General features: G+C 55.7%; 15 protein-coding genes. 8 read left to right on the top strand and 7 right to left on the bottom strand.

The annotated features are described in order from the left end of the window. Positions 1 to 4 precede the first annotated feature (4 nt). The 3 genes from proB to C8R31_RS02270 all read left to right on the top strand — a co-directional run bounded on the left by proB (position 5) and on the right by C8R31_RS02270 (position 2,380). On the top strand, positions 5 to 1,123 hold the full coding sequence (gene proB / locus C8R31_RS02280; protein WP_107692441.1) for a glutamate 5-kinase: 1,119 nt from the start codon (positions 5 to 7) through the stop codon (positions 1,121 to 1,123). A gap of 111 nt (positions 1,124 to 1,234) precedes the next feature. Then, positions 1,235 to 1,576, top strand: a complete 342-nt coding sequence (locus C8R31_RS02275; protein WP_107692440.1) for a TIGR01244 family sulfur transferase — start codon at positions 1,235 to 1,237, stop codon at positions 1,574 to 1,576. A 54-nt stretch (positions 1,577 to 1,630) separates the two neighbouring features. After that, positions 1,631 to 2,380, top strand: a complete 750-nt coding sequence (locus C8R31_RS02270) for an MBL fold metallo-hydrolase (protein WP_107692439.1) — start codon at positions 1,631 to 1,633, stop codon at positions 2,378 to 2,380. A 24-nt stretch (positions 2,381 to 2,404) separates the two neighbouring features. Here C8R31_RS02270 and C8R31_RS02265 read toward each other — a convergent pair whose 3' ends face one another. The 6 genes from C8R31_RS02265 to C8R31_RS02240 all read right to left on the bottom strand — a co-directional run bounded on the left by C8R31_RS02265 (position 2,405) and on the right by C8R31_RS02240 (position 7,793). Beyond that, entirely contained in the window at positions 2,405 to 2,941 is a 537-nt protein-coding gene (locus C8R31_RS02265) for a CNP1-like family protein (protein WP_107692438.1), read from the bottom strand. Beyond that, complete coding sequence (locus C8R31_RS02260) at positions 2,941 to 3,567, bottom strand: DUF3501 family protein (RefSeq protein WP_308811257.1); 627 nt, start codon at positions 3,565 to 3,567, stop codon at positions 2,941 to 2,943. Before C8R31_RS02260 ends, C8R31_RS02265 begins: the two co-directional genes overlap by 1 nt. 21 nt (positions 3,568 to 3,588) lie before the next feature. Then, positions 3,589 to 4,920: a heterodisulfide reductase-related iron-sulfur binding cluster gene (locus C8R31_RS02255; RefSeq protein WP_107692436.1), complete on the bottom strand. Its 1,332-nt coding sequence runs from the start codon at positions 4,918 to 4,920 to the stop codon at positions 3,589 to 3,591. Positions 4,921 to 5,048: 128 nt separating this feature from the next. Beyond that, entirely contained in the window at positions 5,049 to 5,468 is a 420-nt protein-coding gene (locus tag C8R31_RS02250) for a rubrerythrin family protein (protein WP_107692435.1), read from the bottom strand. A gap of 342 nt (positions 5,469 to 5,810) precedes the next feature. Beyond that, on the bottom strand, positions 5,811 to 6,761 hold the full coding sequence (locus C8R31_RS02245) for a D-2-hydroxyacid dehydrogenase (RefSeq protein WP_107692434.1): 951 nt from the start codon (positions 6,759 to 6,761) through the stop codon (positions 5,811 to 5,813). A gap of 147 nt (positions 6,762 to 6,908) precedes the next feature. Next, a complete protein-coding gene (locus C8R31_RS02240) occupies positions 6,909 to 7,793 on the bottom strand; it encodes a DMT family transporter (RefSeq protein WP_107692433.1) in 885 nt (294 codons plus the stop codon). A gap of 102 nt (positions 7,794 to 7,895) precedes the next feature. On the opposite strand from C8R31_RS02240, the gene dapC reads away from it, so the two are divergent. The 4 genes from dapC (at position 7,896) to prmB (ending at position 12,281) form a co-directional block, all read left to right on the top strand. Continuing rightward, positions 7,896 to 9,086 (top strand): succinyldiaminopimelate transaminase, encoded by a 1,191-nt coding sequence (gene dapC / locus C8R31_RS02235; protein ID WP_107692432.1) that lies wholly within the window; start codon positions 7,896 to 7,898, stop codon positions 9,084 to 9,086. A 42-nt stretch (positions 9,087 to 9,128) separates the two neighbouring features. Beyond that, on the top strand, positions 9,129 to 9,950 hold the full coding sequence (dapD, locus tag C8R31_RS02230; RefSeq protein WP_107692431.1) for a 2,3,4,5-tetrahydropyridine-2,6-dicarboxylate N-succinyltransferase: 822 nt from the start codon (positions 9,129 to 9,131) through the stop codon (positions 9,948 to 9,950). Positions 9,951 to 10,014: 64 nt separating this feature from the next. Further along, positions 10,015 to 11,148, top strand: a complete 1,134-nt coding sequence (gene dapE, locus C8R31_RS02225) for a succinyl-diaminopimelate desuccinylase (RefSeq protein ID WP_107692430.1) — start codon at positions 10,015 to 10,017, stop codon at positions 11,146 to 11,148. Between the two features lie 227 nt (positions 11,149 to 11,375). After that, positions 11,376 to 12,281 (top strand): 50S ribosomal protein L3 N(5)-glutamine methyltransferase, encoded by a 906-nt coding sequence (prmB, locus tag C8R31_RS02220; protein WP_219907441.1) that lies wholly within the window; start codon positions 11,376 to 11,378, stop codon positions 12,279 to 12,281. A gap of 31 nt (positions 12,282 to 12,312) precedes the next feature. Here prmB and rluB read toward each other — a convergent pair whose 3' ends face one another. After that, positions 12,313 to 13,164, bottom strand: a complete 852-nt coding sequence (rluB, locus tag C8R31_RS02215) for a 23S rRNA pseudouridine(2605) synthase RluB (protein ID WP_107692429.1) — start codon at positions 13,162 to 13,164, stop codon at positions 12,313 to 12,315. Between rluB and C8R31_RS16400 the strand changes: the two genes are divergently transcribed. After that, positions 13,125 to 13,256 (top strand): hypothetical protein, encoded by a 132-nt coding sequence (locus C8R31_RS16400; RefSeq protein WP_258192537.1) that lies wholly within the window; start codon positions 13,125 to 13,127, stop codon positions 13,254 to 13,256. The genes rluB and C8R31_RS16400 overlap by 40 nt on opposite strands. Positions 13,257 to 13,437 lie beyond the last annotated feature (181 nt).

The raw sequence follows: 13,437 nt of genomic DNA, 5'->3' as shown, positions 1-13,437 counted from the left end.
CATCATGCAATCCATCTTGAAAAGCGCCCGGCGCATCGTCGTTAAAGTGGGCAGCAGTCTGGTAACAAACCAGGGACAAGGACTGGATCACGCGGCACTTGCGCGCTGGGCGGAGCAAATCGCCAAACTCAAGGCAATGGGCAAGGAGGTCGTGCTGGTTTCTTCCGGCGCAATTGCGGAAGGCATGCAACGGTTGGGCTGGAAAAAACGTCCGCATGCCTTACACGAACTGCAGGCCGCGGCCGCCGTCGGACAAATGGGGGTCGTACAGGCTTACGAATCCTGCTTCCGCAGCCACGAATTGCATGCGGCGCAGGTGCTCCTTACGCATGAGGACCTGGCTGACCGCAAACGCTACCTGAATGCACGTTCAACCCTGACCACCCTGCTAAGCCTCAATGTCATTCCGGTAATCAATGAAAATGATACGGTCGCGACCGACGAGATCCGCTTCGGCGATAACGACACCCTAGCGGCGCTGGTCACCAACCTGATCGAAGCCGACGTGCTGGTGATTCTCACCGATCAGGGAGGATTATTCACAGCGGACCCGCGCAAGGATACGCAAGCCACGCTGGTGGAACACGCGAAGGCCGGCGACCCTGCCATTGAAGCCATGGCAGGCGGCGCCGGCAGCGAGATCGGGCGCGGGGGCATGCTGACAAAAGTGCTGGCGGCAAAGCGGGCTGCGCGCAGCGGCGCCCACACGGTGATTGCATCCGGTCATGAAACAGACGTTCTGATTTCCCTCGCGCAAGGCCAGCTGATCGGAACCCAGCTGTTGGCGGATACCATGACGCTGGCGGCCCGGAAACAATGGCTGGCCGACCATTTGCAACTGCGCGGCAATGTGACCCTGGATGAGGGAGCGGTTAACGCGCTTGCCGCCGGCGGAAAGAGCCTGTTGCCCATAGGCGTCATGGATGTCAGCGGCAACTTCGAGCGCGGCGAAGCAATCGGGTGCCTTGATACGGACGGAAAGGAAGTTGCCCGCGGACTCGTCAATTACAGCGCTGCCGAAACGAGGAAGATCCTTCGGCGCTCCAGCAGCGATATCGAAGCCCTCCTGGGTTACGTAGTTGAACCGGAACTCATACACCGGGATAATCTGGTTTTGCTCTAGTGAACCTTTGACGAACCTCTCAACAAATCCTCCCCGGAGCGCGTGGGAATTATTCAAAGGTTCCGGGACTCACATACAATATCTCGAAACGACATTGCCTGAGGAGATTCAATGAAACCGCTTACCCCAATTGACGATCACTTTTCGTCCAGCCCGCAAATTGATGTTGATGACCTGGCGGAGATTAAAGCAGCTGGTTTTAAAAGTGTCATCTGCAACCGGCCGGATGACGAGGACGGGGGCGCCCATGCCGACCATGCGCTGCTCGAATCTACAGCAAGGACGCTCGGTCTTGAGTTTTTTTATTTGCCGGTCGTGCCTGGGCAAATAACCGATGAGCATGTGTCCGAATTCAAGACAGCCATGGAAACGCTCCCGGGGCCCGTTCTGGGCTATTGCCGTCTGGGGATGCGAGCTAAAACGCTTTATCAGAGAGCAAACGCTACCGCCTGAGTCCGGCGGGCCAGCTCGCCCCAGATCCCCCAGGGCGAGATCATAAGGGGCGTCATGATCTTTCGTCAGCTGTTTGAGCCTTTGTCCAGCACGTATACCTATCTCCTCGGCTGCGAGGAAACCGGAGAGGCCGTACTGATCGATCCGGTGATAACGGCGCTGGAGCGGGATCTTGACGAAATCAAAAAGCTCGGAGTGACTCTTGCCTACAGCGTGGAGACGCATATCCACGCGGACCATATTACTGCCGCGCTTGAATTGAAACGGATCTCGGGCAGCAAAATCGCCGGGCCCGCCTTCGACCGCCTCCCCTGCACGGAGTTTGGCATTGAAGAAGGAACACCCCTGCGCATTGGCAGCGTTGCGTTGCAACCACTCCATACGCCGGGTCATACAGACGGGCATTTTGCATACCTGTGCGACGACAGGGTATTCACCGGGGATGCGCTATTGATTGACGGGTGCGGACGGACGGACTTCCAGAACGGCAATGCGGAGACGCTATTCAGGAGCGTTACCGAAAAATTGTTTTCCCTACCGGATGACTGCCTGGTTTACCCCGCCCACGACTACAACAGCCGGCGGGTTTCCTCGATAGCGCAGGAAAAAACGCGCAATTCCCGGCTCGGGAACAACCGCGCCCTTGAAGAGTTCAAGGACATCATGGCGAACCTCAAGCTGGAGCCTCCGAAATTCATTGATTATGCCATGCAAGGCAACTGCCTGTGCGGCGTTTGCCCGGACGATCTGCCCGACAATTTGCAAAACTATTGCCGGCGCATGACCCAAAGTCCTCAAGGCTAGTCTATCAGAGCCCAGGCTGATCCGTTAATACCGGACTGCCTTCGGGTGGCCTCCCGCTTTCAATGCCTGAACTGCCTCGTCCGCGTCTTTCACCATGCCTATCCCGAGCGGACAGAAATAATATCGATAGAGGGCGCGTTGCGCATAGTTCTGCTTGATATTTTCCAGGTCCGACCATTTGCCCATTCTTGTCGGTGCCCACGACTCATCTTTGGCCCGGCCGTAAGCATAAACTTTCCTTTCGTTGGTCTGGCAACGTATGCCTTCGTAGCTCACGTTCATCGCCCCCGCTGGCGATTTGACCACTAGGCTGTAGCGCACCACGCCATCCTCCCCCACACTAATGGACGAGCCATCGACGAAATGAAGATTTGTGCTCGCGGGACCAGCGTCGAACTCTAACAGGTTCTCCGATTTCGGATAGCTCGGCAGTTGCGCCTGTATTTCGACCCAGGGCTTTTCATTTTCGTACTCGTAATCCGAGCTTTTTTTGGGGCCGAAAAAAGCCGTAGCCGGCGCGGCCACCGAAAGAAGGCACAACAATATAAGCAGTCGCCTCATTACGAAGTAGCGTCCGTATCCAGATCGCTTACCAGGGAATTGCGCACTCCCGTGTCGACCGGCGTGGCTGGCACTGAATAGGCCGCATGATCTATACCCATGCTCAAGGGGGCGCCGTCCCTTAATGCCGCGACCACGTCGCTAGCCAGCTCAAACCGCAAAAAATGCACTGCAGCAGTTTTCTCTTCCGTTTCACGGTCGAGGTCTTCGTCGGCGATGGCGTGTACCGGGTCATGATTATCCACTTTTACGTACACCCGATCCGCTATCCCGATCAATTCCTTCAGCTGAGCGGTACGCTCAACCGGATCAGAAAATTCAATCATCATGGTCGCTTTCCAATTGCCTCCGTCAGGCAGCAGCGCTCCGTACGCTTCCAGTTCCTCGAGTACGCCTGCTTCTTCGAAAATCTTCTCGACCCGCAGCATTTCCTGAATCTGGTACCGTACCGTCAACTCATCCTCGAACATGAGCGTAACGTGCTCGCCGAGATGCACCTTGCGGTTTTTTTTATGCGCGATCATTTGGGCACGGAATTCTTGCCGTGCTTTGGCATACGCTTCCAGGGTCATGAGGCTATCAGAGGTTATACGGCGCATGTTCAGGGTAAATCTAAGAGAGGTCAATAGAATTTCCGTACAAATTGTTCAGCCAATCCCATACGCGATACGCATAAGCGTCAACGGGTGCTGCTTCTGCGCTTTTGTTTCCCCCATGCCCTGCTCGATGTGTCGGGCGGCAATGGCGCAATCTGAGCTGATGTAATCAGGGCCCGGGGCGGCCATCTGCCTGAATACCGGTTTTCCGATTTTCATGGAATTGGCGAAATACTCGGTTTTTACGCCCCAGGTACCGTCATGGCCGGAGCAACGCTCCACTACCGTTACCTGAGTGCCGGGAATCGATTGCAGCATTTCCCTGGTCTTCTGCCCCAGGTTCTGAACCCGCAAATGGCACGGAATGTGGTAGGAGACCTTACCCAAGGGCTGCTTGAAATCGGTCTTCAGCAGGCCATCCCGCTTCCGCAATGTCAAATATTCGAACGGATCGAACATCGCGTCCGCTACCGCTTGCACATCATCATCCACCTGGAACATGAGCGGCAGCTCCTGTTTGTACATAAGCGTACAGGAAGGCACCGCGGTAAGGATGGCATATCCTTCCCGCGCGAGTCGGGCGAGCGGAGGTATGTTTTTTTCCTTAAGTTCCTTCACCGCTGCAAGGTCGCCCAATTCCAGCTTTGGCATCCCACAGCACGCTTCTTTTTCTACCAGGCAAGCAGGAATTTCATTGTGATCCAGAATCTTCAATAAATCGTGCCCGATACCGGGCTCGTTGTAGTTCACGTAACAGGTCGCATATATCGCTACTTTTCCCGGCGTTTTTGCACCGGCACGAACCTCATGAGCGGTATTGATCCGGGCGTTGGCACGAAATTTTCTACTATCATAATCGGGAAGTTTCCGCTCGGCGTGAATACCGAGCAGATTATCCATCAGCTTTCGGGCGGCCGGGTTCTTGTTAACGGCGTTTACCGTCTGTGCGACTCCTGGAACACTGGCCACCTTGCCCACGAGATCGGTGCTGGAAAGCAGTTTGTCACGAAAACCGGTCTCGCCCTTTTCATATTTTACCGCCTTGGCGCGCAGCATCAGGTGTGGAAAATCGACGTTCCATGGATGCGGCGGAACATAGGGGCATTTCGTCATGAAGCACATGTCGCAGAGGTAGCATTGATCCGCCACCTCCCAATATTTCTGCTTCTCCACCCCATCGAGCTCGCCTGTGGAGCCCTCGTCTATCAGATCGAATAACCGCGGAAAGGCCGTGCACAGATTGACGCACCGACGGCAGCCATGACATATATCGAAGACGCGTTCCATCTCATTGAACAGTTTCGGTTCGTCATAGAATTCGGGATTTTCCCAATCGAGCGGATGACGCTTGGGTGGCTCCAGACTGCCTTCTCGAGTGGTCATGACATAGGAAAATTAAATAAGGAAATGAGGAAAATAAGGAATTATGGCGATTGAACTGAGGCAGAAAAAACAACGCCGACTGGATCGAGCTCGTCGCTCGATCCAGTCCATAGTATTACTGGTGCCGCTCACTCTGTCAGGCTGTCCAAAGCTTTCTGAAAACGGTTGGCATGAGAGCGTTCCGCCTTGGCTAGCGTCTCGAACCAATCGGCTATTTCATCAAAACCTTCTTCGCGCGCAGATTTGGCCATGCCGGGGTACATGTCGCTATATTCGTGCGTCTCTCCCGCTATGGCTGTTTGCAGATTCGCACGGGATGAGCCGAAGGGCAGACCGGTAGCCGGATCGCCGCAGCCTTCGAGATATTCCAGATGACCATGGGCATGGCCGGTTTCGCCCTCTGCCGTTGAACGGAATACCGCTGCCACGTCGTTCTGTCCCTCCACATCCGCTTTGGCTGCGAAGTAGAGATAACGGCGATTGGCCTGAGACTCACCGGCAAAAGCCGCTTTCAGGTTTCCTTCAGTTTTCGATCCTTTGAGTTCCATAGTTCCCTCCTGTTATAGTTGGCAGTTACCAAACTGATTGGGTGTTTGAAGCCGGTTGGCATGCTGAATCGCATGAATTAAATCAGCCCGACCGATACCAGTAATATCAGGTCAAGCTTAACCATAAAAGACTATCGGAGGGAACCTGGCTTGTCAACAGCCGGGCTTGCGCTTGCGGGCGCCCGCCATTCGCTCGAGGTACTCGCCCCTCCAGCCTTTCTCCAGCGGTTATTTCAACTCAAGCTCGCTCATCCATTGGTGCGCTAACCACTGTCCTGTTGCCTCCGAGCGGTGGCCCGCGAATTGCTATGTAGGACGCAAGGGGAACTGCTCAGGCATCTGTCAAGTGACGAGATTTTGTGGCTTGGCGGCTACCCACGCCTCGATATTATCGATCAACTGGTCGGCCAGCGTCTGCATTGCTTCGGCCGAAGCCCATGCAACATGAGGTGTAAGGATAAAGTTGGGACGTCGTAACTCGAGCAACGGATTGCCGTTCACCGGTGGCTCTTCGGTGAGCACGTCGAAGCCAGCGCCAGCGATCAGCTTCTCATCCAGCGCCCGAACCAGCGCCGGCTCGTCCACCAATCCGCCACGCGCGGTATTGATGAGAAACGCACTGCGCTTCATCTTGCGCAGCTCCTCGATACCAATCAGGTTACGCGTGGCCGGCAATAAGGGACAATGCAGCGAAAGCACGTCGGACTCGGCAAGCACCTGATCCAGAGGCGTGAACGCCAGATCTTTTTTCCTAGACGATGGATGATATGCAAACAGCACCCGCATGCCGAAGCCACGAGCAATGGCAGCTGTCGCCTGTCCAATGGCGCCTTCGCCGATGATCCCCATGGCGGAGCCGAACAGCTCACCAATATCATGCGTGAAGAGGCAAAATTGCTCCGATTTTTGCCATGCTCCCTGCTCGATCTCCTGCCGATAGGCCAGCAGATTCCGGCGTAACGCAAGCAGCAGCGCAAACACGTGCTCGGGCACGGTGTGGATGGCGTAGTTGCGAATATTCGTCACCGCGATACCCCGGCGGCGGCAGGCGGCAAGATCGATGCCGTCATATCCCGTCGCGCACATTGCGATCAGTTTCAGGCTGGGTAATTGCGCGAGAATCTCGTCGTTCAGCCGTACCTTGTTAATAATGGCCACTGTCGCTTGTTGCAGCCGCGACACGACTTGATCGTTGGCCGTATGCGCGTATTCCTCGTACCTATGCTCGAAAATCGGCCGGCGCACCTGCGCCTTCAGAGAGTCCCGCTCCAGAAAAACCACGTACTGGCTCATTATTCCGGAGATAAAATGCGAAGCACGCAAGTTGGCACCATTGCGATGTTACCGGCATGGACGTCAAGGGCGGCAACACCAACAAGGTCAATAACGGCACCTAAGGGCAGGGGCATGGATCGTATGGGCAGCGGGCAAAGGTTTATGTTACGCCCGATTCATCCGCGAGGAAAACAGGCTGGCGGAAATAATCATTGCGCCGCCAATCCATTCTCTCGCTGTCATGGCCTCGCCCGCGAGAAAGTAAGCCCCCAGCGCAGCAATGACCAGTTCGAACAGCATAATGACAATCGCGCGATTTGCGGAAACATGCGTCAGGCCATATTGCACCGCCACGCTCAGCCCGAACACCACCACCCCCACGCCCAGGATGAGCAGATAAATCTCGGCAGGAACACTGCCCAGCGATGGCGGCGACAAAAAAAGGCTGTAGCCGAAGGCAATCACCGTAACCCCCATCCACACCGCAAGCGACTTCAATTGTATGGTGTGCGCCTGATCCATGCGGCTTATCACGTTTGAGAGGGCGAACATGAAGCCGGCAGACAATCCCATCCAGTCGCCATAAGACGAAGGCATTGAAAAGCCCTGTTGGGGTTGCCATAGCATGACAATCGCCCCAGCCAGAGACAACGCAATAACCAGGTATCCGTGCAGACTGAGCACTTCGGTCAGCAGCAGGCGCGAAAACACGATCGTCCAAAGCGGTGCGAGATAAAACAAGAGCATAACTCGCATGATTTCGCCGTGAATCACGCCGAGCACGTATGCAAGATTAGTCCACCCGGCGCACAATCCGATCCAGAGCAATAATTGGGGCTTACCGCATAGAATTCGGGACGTTCGCAGGTTTCTCCCGAACAGGGCCAAGCCCAGCAATAATGCGATAACATAAGTGAGCGCGGTAGCGATAGGACCGCTCACCTCCGCTTCTTCCAGCAGCCGGTAGGGATACCATAGCAGACCCCAAATAGCCGCCCCCCCGAGCAGGGCCAACACGGGATACACATTTTGCTGGTTTTGATTAGTCATTTTGTCTGGTAGCAAAACGCTTGCCACTTTATAATCCCGCTACGATCAATGGACCCCGTCTTTTAGGCAATTCTCCTTCAAGAGTCAGGCCAAACCATAAAATTGAATCCCAATCTCGACCGCCTGCAGCCCTATCCCTTCCAGAAGCTCAACAAGCTGTTTGAGGGGGCGGCGCCGGAGCAGGCCTATTCGCCCATCAGCCTCCACATCGGCGAGCCTAAACACGCCACGCCCAATTTCATCCGCCAGGCTGTGACGGAGAATCTTGCCGGCATGGCGGTTTACCCGACCACGCTGGGCGCCCGATCGCTACGAACCAGCATTGCAGCGTGGTTGACCCGACGCTACCGGCTACCGGAAATTGATCCCGAAACACAGGTCATTCCGGTCAACGGAAGTCGTGAAGCCCTGTTTTCCTTTGCTCAGGCAGTGATTGATCCGTCCCGGGCAGAGGCAATTGTAGTGTGTCCGAATCCTTTTTATCAGATATATGAAGGTGCGGCCTTGTTGGCGGGTGCTACTCCCCATTTCCTGAACACGATGCCAGAGAACGACTTTGCGCTCGACTATGGACAACTGCCCGAGGATACCTGGTCGCGTTGTCAGTTGGTCTACGTTTGCTCTCCCGGCAACCCCACAGGCAGGGTAATGAGCATGGACGAGTGGAGATATCTGTTCGAATTATCCGATCGTTATGGTTTTGTCATTGCTTCCGACGAGTGCTACGCCGAGATTTATTTCGACGAGGACGCACCCCCGCTTGGCGCCCTCGAAGCCGCTCATCGTCTGGGCCGTAGCGGCTTTCCCAGGCTGGTGGTATTCAGCAGCCTGTCCAAAAGATCAAATGTGCCGGGCATGCGGTCAGGGTTTGCCGCAGGCGACGCGTCGATACTCAAGAAATTTCTGCTCTACCGTACCTACCATGGCAGCGCCATGAACCCGGCGGTCCAGGCGGCGAGCAAATCAGCGTGGGACGACGAGGATCACGTCGTCGAAAACCGGCGCCTATACCGGGAGAAATTTCAGGCCGTTACGAAATCGCTGCAGGAAAGCCTGCAGGTGTCAATGCCCGACGCGGCGTTTTATCTGTGGGTAAGGACACCTGGTAGCGACGTACAGTTCACCCGTGAGCTCTATCGCAATTATAATGTTACCGTTTTGCCGGGAAGCTACCTTGCGCGGCATGCCAATGGAATCAACCCTGGCGAAAACTTCATCCGCATCGCCCTCGTCGCGCCGTTGGCGGAGTGCGTGGAAGCGGTCCAACGGATAAAAATGCTGGTATCCGCCTGACCCGGCGATAAACCTGGACAACAAAACAACCAAAGGAAAACCATGGATCAGCTGCAAAGTACCATTGAAGAAGCATTCGAACGCCGTGCCGAGATCACGCCACGAAATGTGGATGCAAAACTCAAGGAATCCGTAGCGCAGGTGCTGGAAATGCTCGACAACGGTAAACTGCGAGTGGCGGAAAAAATAAACGGTGAATGGAACACGTATCAATGGATCAAAAAAGCCGTGCTGCTTTCCTTTCGCATAGAGGACAATACTTTCATCAAGGGCGGTTTTTCCAACTATTTCGATAAGGTTCCGTCCAAATTCGCGGATTACAGTTCCAAGGATTTCCGTAATGGCGGCTTCCGCGTCGTGCCCCCGGCAGCGGTGCGAAAAGGCGCGTTCATTGCCAGCAATGTGGTACTAATGCCGTCGTACGTCAACATCGGTGCGTATGTCGATGAAGGCGCAATGGTCGATACCTGGGCCACGGTCGGGTCATGCGCTCAGGTTGGCAAGAATGTGCATCTCTCAGGCGGTGTGGGAATAGGCGGCGTGCTCGAACCCGTTCAAGCGAATCCAACGATAATCGAGGACAACTGCTTTATCGGCGCGCGCTCGGAAATTGTCGAGGGCGTCATTGTCGGCGAGAACTCGGTGATTTCCATGGGGGTATACATCGGCCAGAGTACCAAGATTTACAATCGTGAAACGGGTGAAGTCAGCTATGGGCGCATTCCGCCCGGATCAGTCGTTGTCTCGGGCAACCTTCCCTCAGCGGATGGCAAATACAGCCTTTATTGCGCGGTTATCGTGAAACAGGTGGACGCCAAAACACGGGCCAAGACCGGTATAAACGAGCTTCTGCGCGGCATTTAGCAGAACATTATGACCACATCCTGCTCCGTGCCTTTCCCTGTCCCACCCTTTTGGAAAATCCGTCATGCAAAATGAAACGCTGGCTCTCGCACAAGCGCTGATCGCCTGTCGTTCGCTCACGCCCTTCGATAACGGCTGTCAGGAAATCCTGATCAGCCGCCTGGAAAAAATCGGCTTCAGCATCGAAAGAGTTCGCTGCGGCGAGGTGGATAATTTATGGGCCCGGCGCGGAACGACCGCCCCGCTGCTGTGTTTCGCCGGACACACCGATGTGGTGCCGACAGGCCCGGTCGACAAATGGGACAGCGATCCCTTCGTTCCGGTAATCCGGAATGACAGGCTCTACGGCCGGGGAGCCGCAGATATGAAAGGCTCGCTCGCGGCGTTCATTACCGCAATTGAAGCGTTTGTCGCTGCACACCCCACCCACGGCGGCTCCATTGGGCTGCTGATCACCTCGGATGAGGAAGGCATTGCCGTCGACGGAACGGTCCGTGTGGTGGAAACCCTTAAAGCGCGTAACGAACTGATCGACTACTGTATCGTGGGCGAACCCACCTGCGTGGACAGACTCGGGGACACGATCAAGAACGGCCGGCGCGGCTCGCTCTCCGGGACATTGACCGTGAAAGGCATACAAGGCCATATCGCCTACCCTCATCTGGCAAAAAATCCTATCCACCTGGCCGCTCCCGCCATTGCCGAACTGGCGCAAGCAAGATGGGACGAGGGCAACGAATATTTTCCGCCCACCACCTGGCAGATTTCCAATATCTATGGGGGCACGGGCGCGACCAACGTCATCCCGGGTGAAGTGACGATGCTTTTCAATTTCCGCTTCTCCACCGCGAGCACGGTCGAATCGCTGCAACAGAGAGTGCATGAAATCCTCGACCGCCACGGCCTTGACTACGATCTGCGATGGGAGTTTTCAGGCAAACCCTATCTGACACCCAGGGGCAGCCTGGTGGATGCGATAAGCCACGCTATCTCAACCGTAACGGGAATCGAGCCAGCACTTTCCACATCCGGCGGAACGTCCGACGGCCGTTTCATTGCCGACATCTGCCCCCAGGTGGTAGAGATGGGACCCCGCAATGCCACCATCCACAAGCTCAACGAATATGTCGAAGTAGAGGATCTGCAACACTTACCACATATCTACCGGTTGACGCTGGAGAGCCTATTGCTGAGATAACTCCTTTTCTGAGCGTTCACCCCCCTGCTACCATGGCTCGCACATCTTTGAAACGCAGCGCCAGCCGCCGCAAATACAGTAGATATTTCTGCACAAGCATGCGCAATAACCCGGACTGGTGGTAAGGGTCGAGCTTCACCATTCCATGCAGCCAGCCACGTAGCAGTTAATCAAGCTCATTTGAGGTATTACAGAATACTGCTCAGCGCCCGGTTTAATCCCCTATGATGGCGATCAACGTGTACCGAGAAGCCAGAAGTCAACTCCAAACTATCCGCGACCTGCTCCGCTTTGCGGTAAGCTGCTTTAACGAAGCCGGCCTCTTTTTCGGCCATGGCTCCGCCTCGGCCTATGATGAAGCGGCTTATCTCATTCTCCACACGCTCCATCTCCCGCTCGACCGGCTGGAGCCGTTTCTCGACGCCCGGCTTGCCACGGCTGAGCTGGAGCAGGTGCTGGGGGTGATCGAGCGCCGCGTGTCGGAAAAAATCCCTGCGGCATATCTCACCAACGAGGCATGGCTGGGAAATTTCAGCTTTTTCGTCGATGAGCGCGTGATCGTACCACGCTCCTTCATTGCCGAGTTGCTGCGGGAACAACTTGCGCCGTGGATAGAAAACCCCGGTGCAATCCGCTCCGCATTGGATCTGTGCACCGGTTCCGGTTGCCTTGCCATACTGCTCGCATACGCGTTCCCCAACGCCACCATAGATGCGGCTGACATTTCACCGGGGGCGTTGGAAGTCGCCCAAAGGAACGTGGCGGATTACAACCTGGAGCATCAAGTGAATCTGATCCAGTCGGATCTTTTTGCGGAATTAGGGGGGCGCACGTATGATCTCATCATCAGCAATCCGCCTTACGTCAGCGCGGAGGCGATGGCGGCGCTGCCGGAGGAATACCGCCATGAACCCGAAAACGCGCTGGCAAGCGGGGTGGACGGGCTGGAAGCTACGCGGACAATACTCAACGAGGCAGCCGGTCATTTAACCCATCGGGGGGTATTAATCGTTGAGATCGGCCATAATCGAGAAAGCCTGGAACGGGCCTACCCGGAGGTGCCTTTCACCTGGCTGGAAACAAGTGCTGGGGACGAGTTTGTGTTCCTGCTGCAACGAGACCAGCTCCCCTGATTGTTTCCTCTCCCTGACATTGCAGGGGTAACTAGGCGACCAGCCCCAGCAGTCGGCGTATCTCGGTCTCGTTTAACTCCAGGCACCTTCCGCGCTTCAGACGCGGCGGCAGATTGATGGGACCGAAGCGCACCCGCATAAGCCGGCTTACCGTCAATCCCACCGCTTCGAACATACGGCGTACCTCGCGGTTCTTGCCTTCTTTCAGTATCACGCGGTACCAGTGATTGGAACCTTCACCGCCTTCGTCCGACAAATAATCGAATTTTGCCAGGCCATCTTCCAGTTTAACCCCGGTGGTCAGCAGTTCCGTCTGCTCCGGCGTTAAGCGTCCAATAATTCGCACCGCATATTCGCGCTCTACCTCGAAGCGGGGATGCATCAACCGGTTAGCCAATTCTCCATCGGTAGTGAATATAAGCAAGCCGCTGGTGTTGTAATCCAGCCTGCCGATCGCTATCCATTTCGACGACTGCATCTGCGGCAGTTTGTCGAATACGGATGGGCGACCCTGCGGATCATCCCGGCTCACGATCTCACCCTCCGGCTTGTGATAAAGCATTACCCGCGGGGGGCGTTTGCCGGATTTGGAATGGATCACGCGCTTTCCCACTCGCACTACATCTTCGGCCCCGACACGATCACCAATGTGTGCGACCTTTCCGTTGATGGTCGCCTGCCCGGCACTAATCAGTTCTTCCATTTCCCGCCGGGAGCCCAGCCCTGCCTGCGCCAGCAACTTTTGTAATTTCTGCGTTACGGGGAGTGACTCCGGGCGAGCCTTTAGATCGGCGCTTGCAGACGTGTTTTTTCTGCTCGATCTAAGCGATTCGGCTTGGCTCGGTGATTGAGGAGATTGAGGAGATTGAGGAGATTGAGGCAATGGGGGCGACGGGCGAGATCGGGGCGATTCGGACCGCCCCAGCGCTGGCCGTAGGGGAGATCGGGGCGATCTTGCCGGCCTGGTCGACTTAGCCGACCTGGGGCGTCCGGAAGGTGTTGCGGTCTTGGTTAATTTTGGAGACTTGGCTTTCATTGTGGCCTCTTTACGAGCTCTTCGAGCCGCGAGGCAGAAGTATAACGCTATGGTTACGGAAGCAACATCAAGGTGCATTCAGCATGAATCGTTGAGGTCAATTGAGTTCGCGGTCGAGCA

Source organism: Nitrosospira sp. Nsp2 (assembly GCF_003050965.1).
Taxonomy (GTDB): Bacteria; Pseudomonadota; Gammaproteobacteria; order Burkholderiales; family Nitrosomonadaceae; genus Nitrosospira.
This window is presented reverse-complemented; position numbering and strand designations above follow the sequence as displayed.

Bases quoted from the DNA above. Each gene is read 5' to 3' on its own strand.
- proB (WP_107692441.1), top strand. From the start codon at position 5: ATGCAATCCATCTTGAAAAGCGCCCGGCGCATCGTCGTTAAAGTGGGC.
- C8R31_RS02275 (WP_107692440.1), top strand. From the start codon at position 1,235: ATGAAACCGCTTACCCCAATTGACGATCACTTTTCGTCCAGCCCGCAA.
- C8R31_RS02270 (WP_107692439.1), top strand. From the start codon at position 1,631: ATGATCTTTCGTCAGCTGTTTGAGCCTTTGTCCAGCACGTATACCTAT.
- C8R31_RS02265 (WP_107692438.1), bottom strand. From the start codon at position 2,941: ATGAGGCGACTGCTTATATTGTTGTGCCTTCTTTCGGTGGCCGCGCCG.
- C8R31_RS02255 (WP_107692436.1), bottom strand. From the start codon at position 4,920: ATGACCACTCGAGAAGGCAGTCTGGAGCCACCCAAGCGTCATCCGCTC.
- C8R31_RS02250 (WP_107692435.1), bottom strand. From the start codon at position 5,468: ATGGAACTCAAAGGATCGAAAACTGAAGGAAACCTGAAAGCGGCTTTT.
- C8R31_RS02245 (WP_107692434.1), bottom strand. From the start codon at position 6,761: ATGAGCCAGTACGTGGTTTTTCTGGAGCGGGACTCTCTGAAGGCGCAG.
- C8R31_RS02240 (WP_107692433.1), bottom strand. From the start codon at position 7,793: ATGACTAATCAAAACCAGCAAAATGTGTATCCCGTGTTGGCCCTGCTC.
- dapD (WP_107692431.1), top strand. From the start codon at position 9,129: ATGGATCAGCTGCAAAGTACCATTGAAGAAGCATTCGAACGCCGTGCC.
- dapE (WP_107692430.1), top strand. From the start codon at position 10,015: ATGCAAAATGAAACGCTGGCTCTCGCACAAGCGCTGATCGCCTGTCGT.
- prmB (WP_219907441.1), top strand. From the start codon at position 11,376: ATGGCGATCAACGTGTACCGAGAAGCCAGAAGTCAACTCCAAACTATC.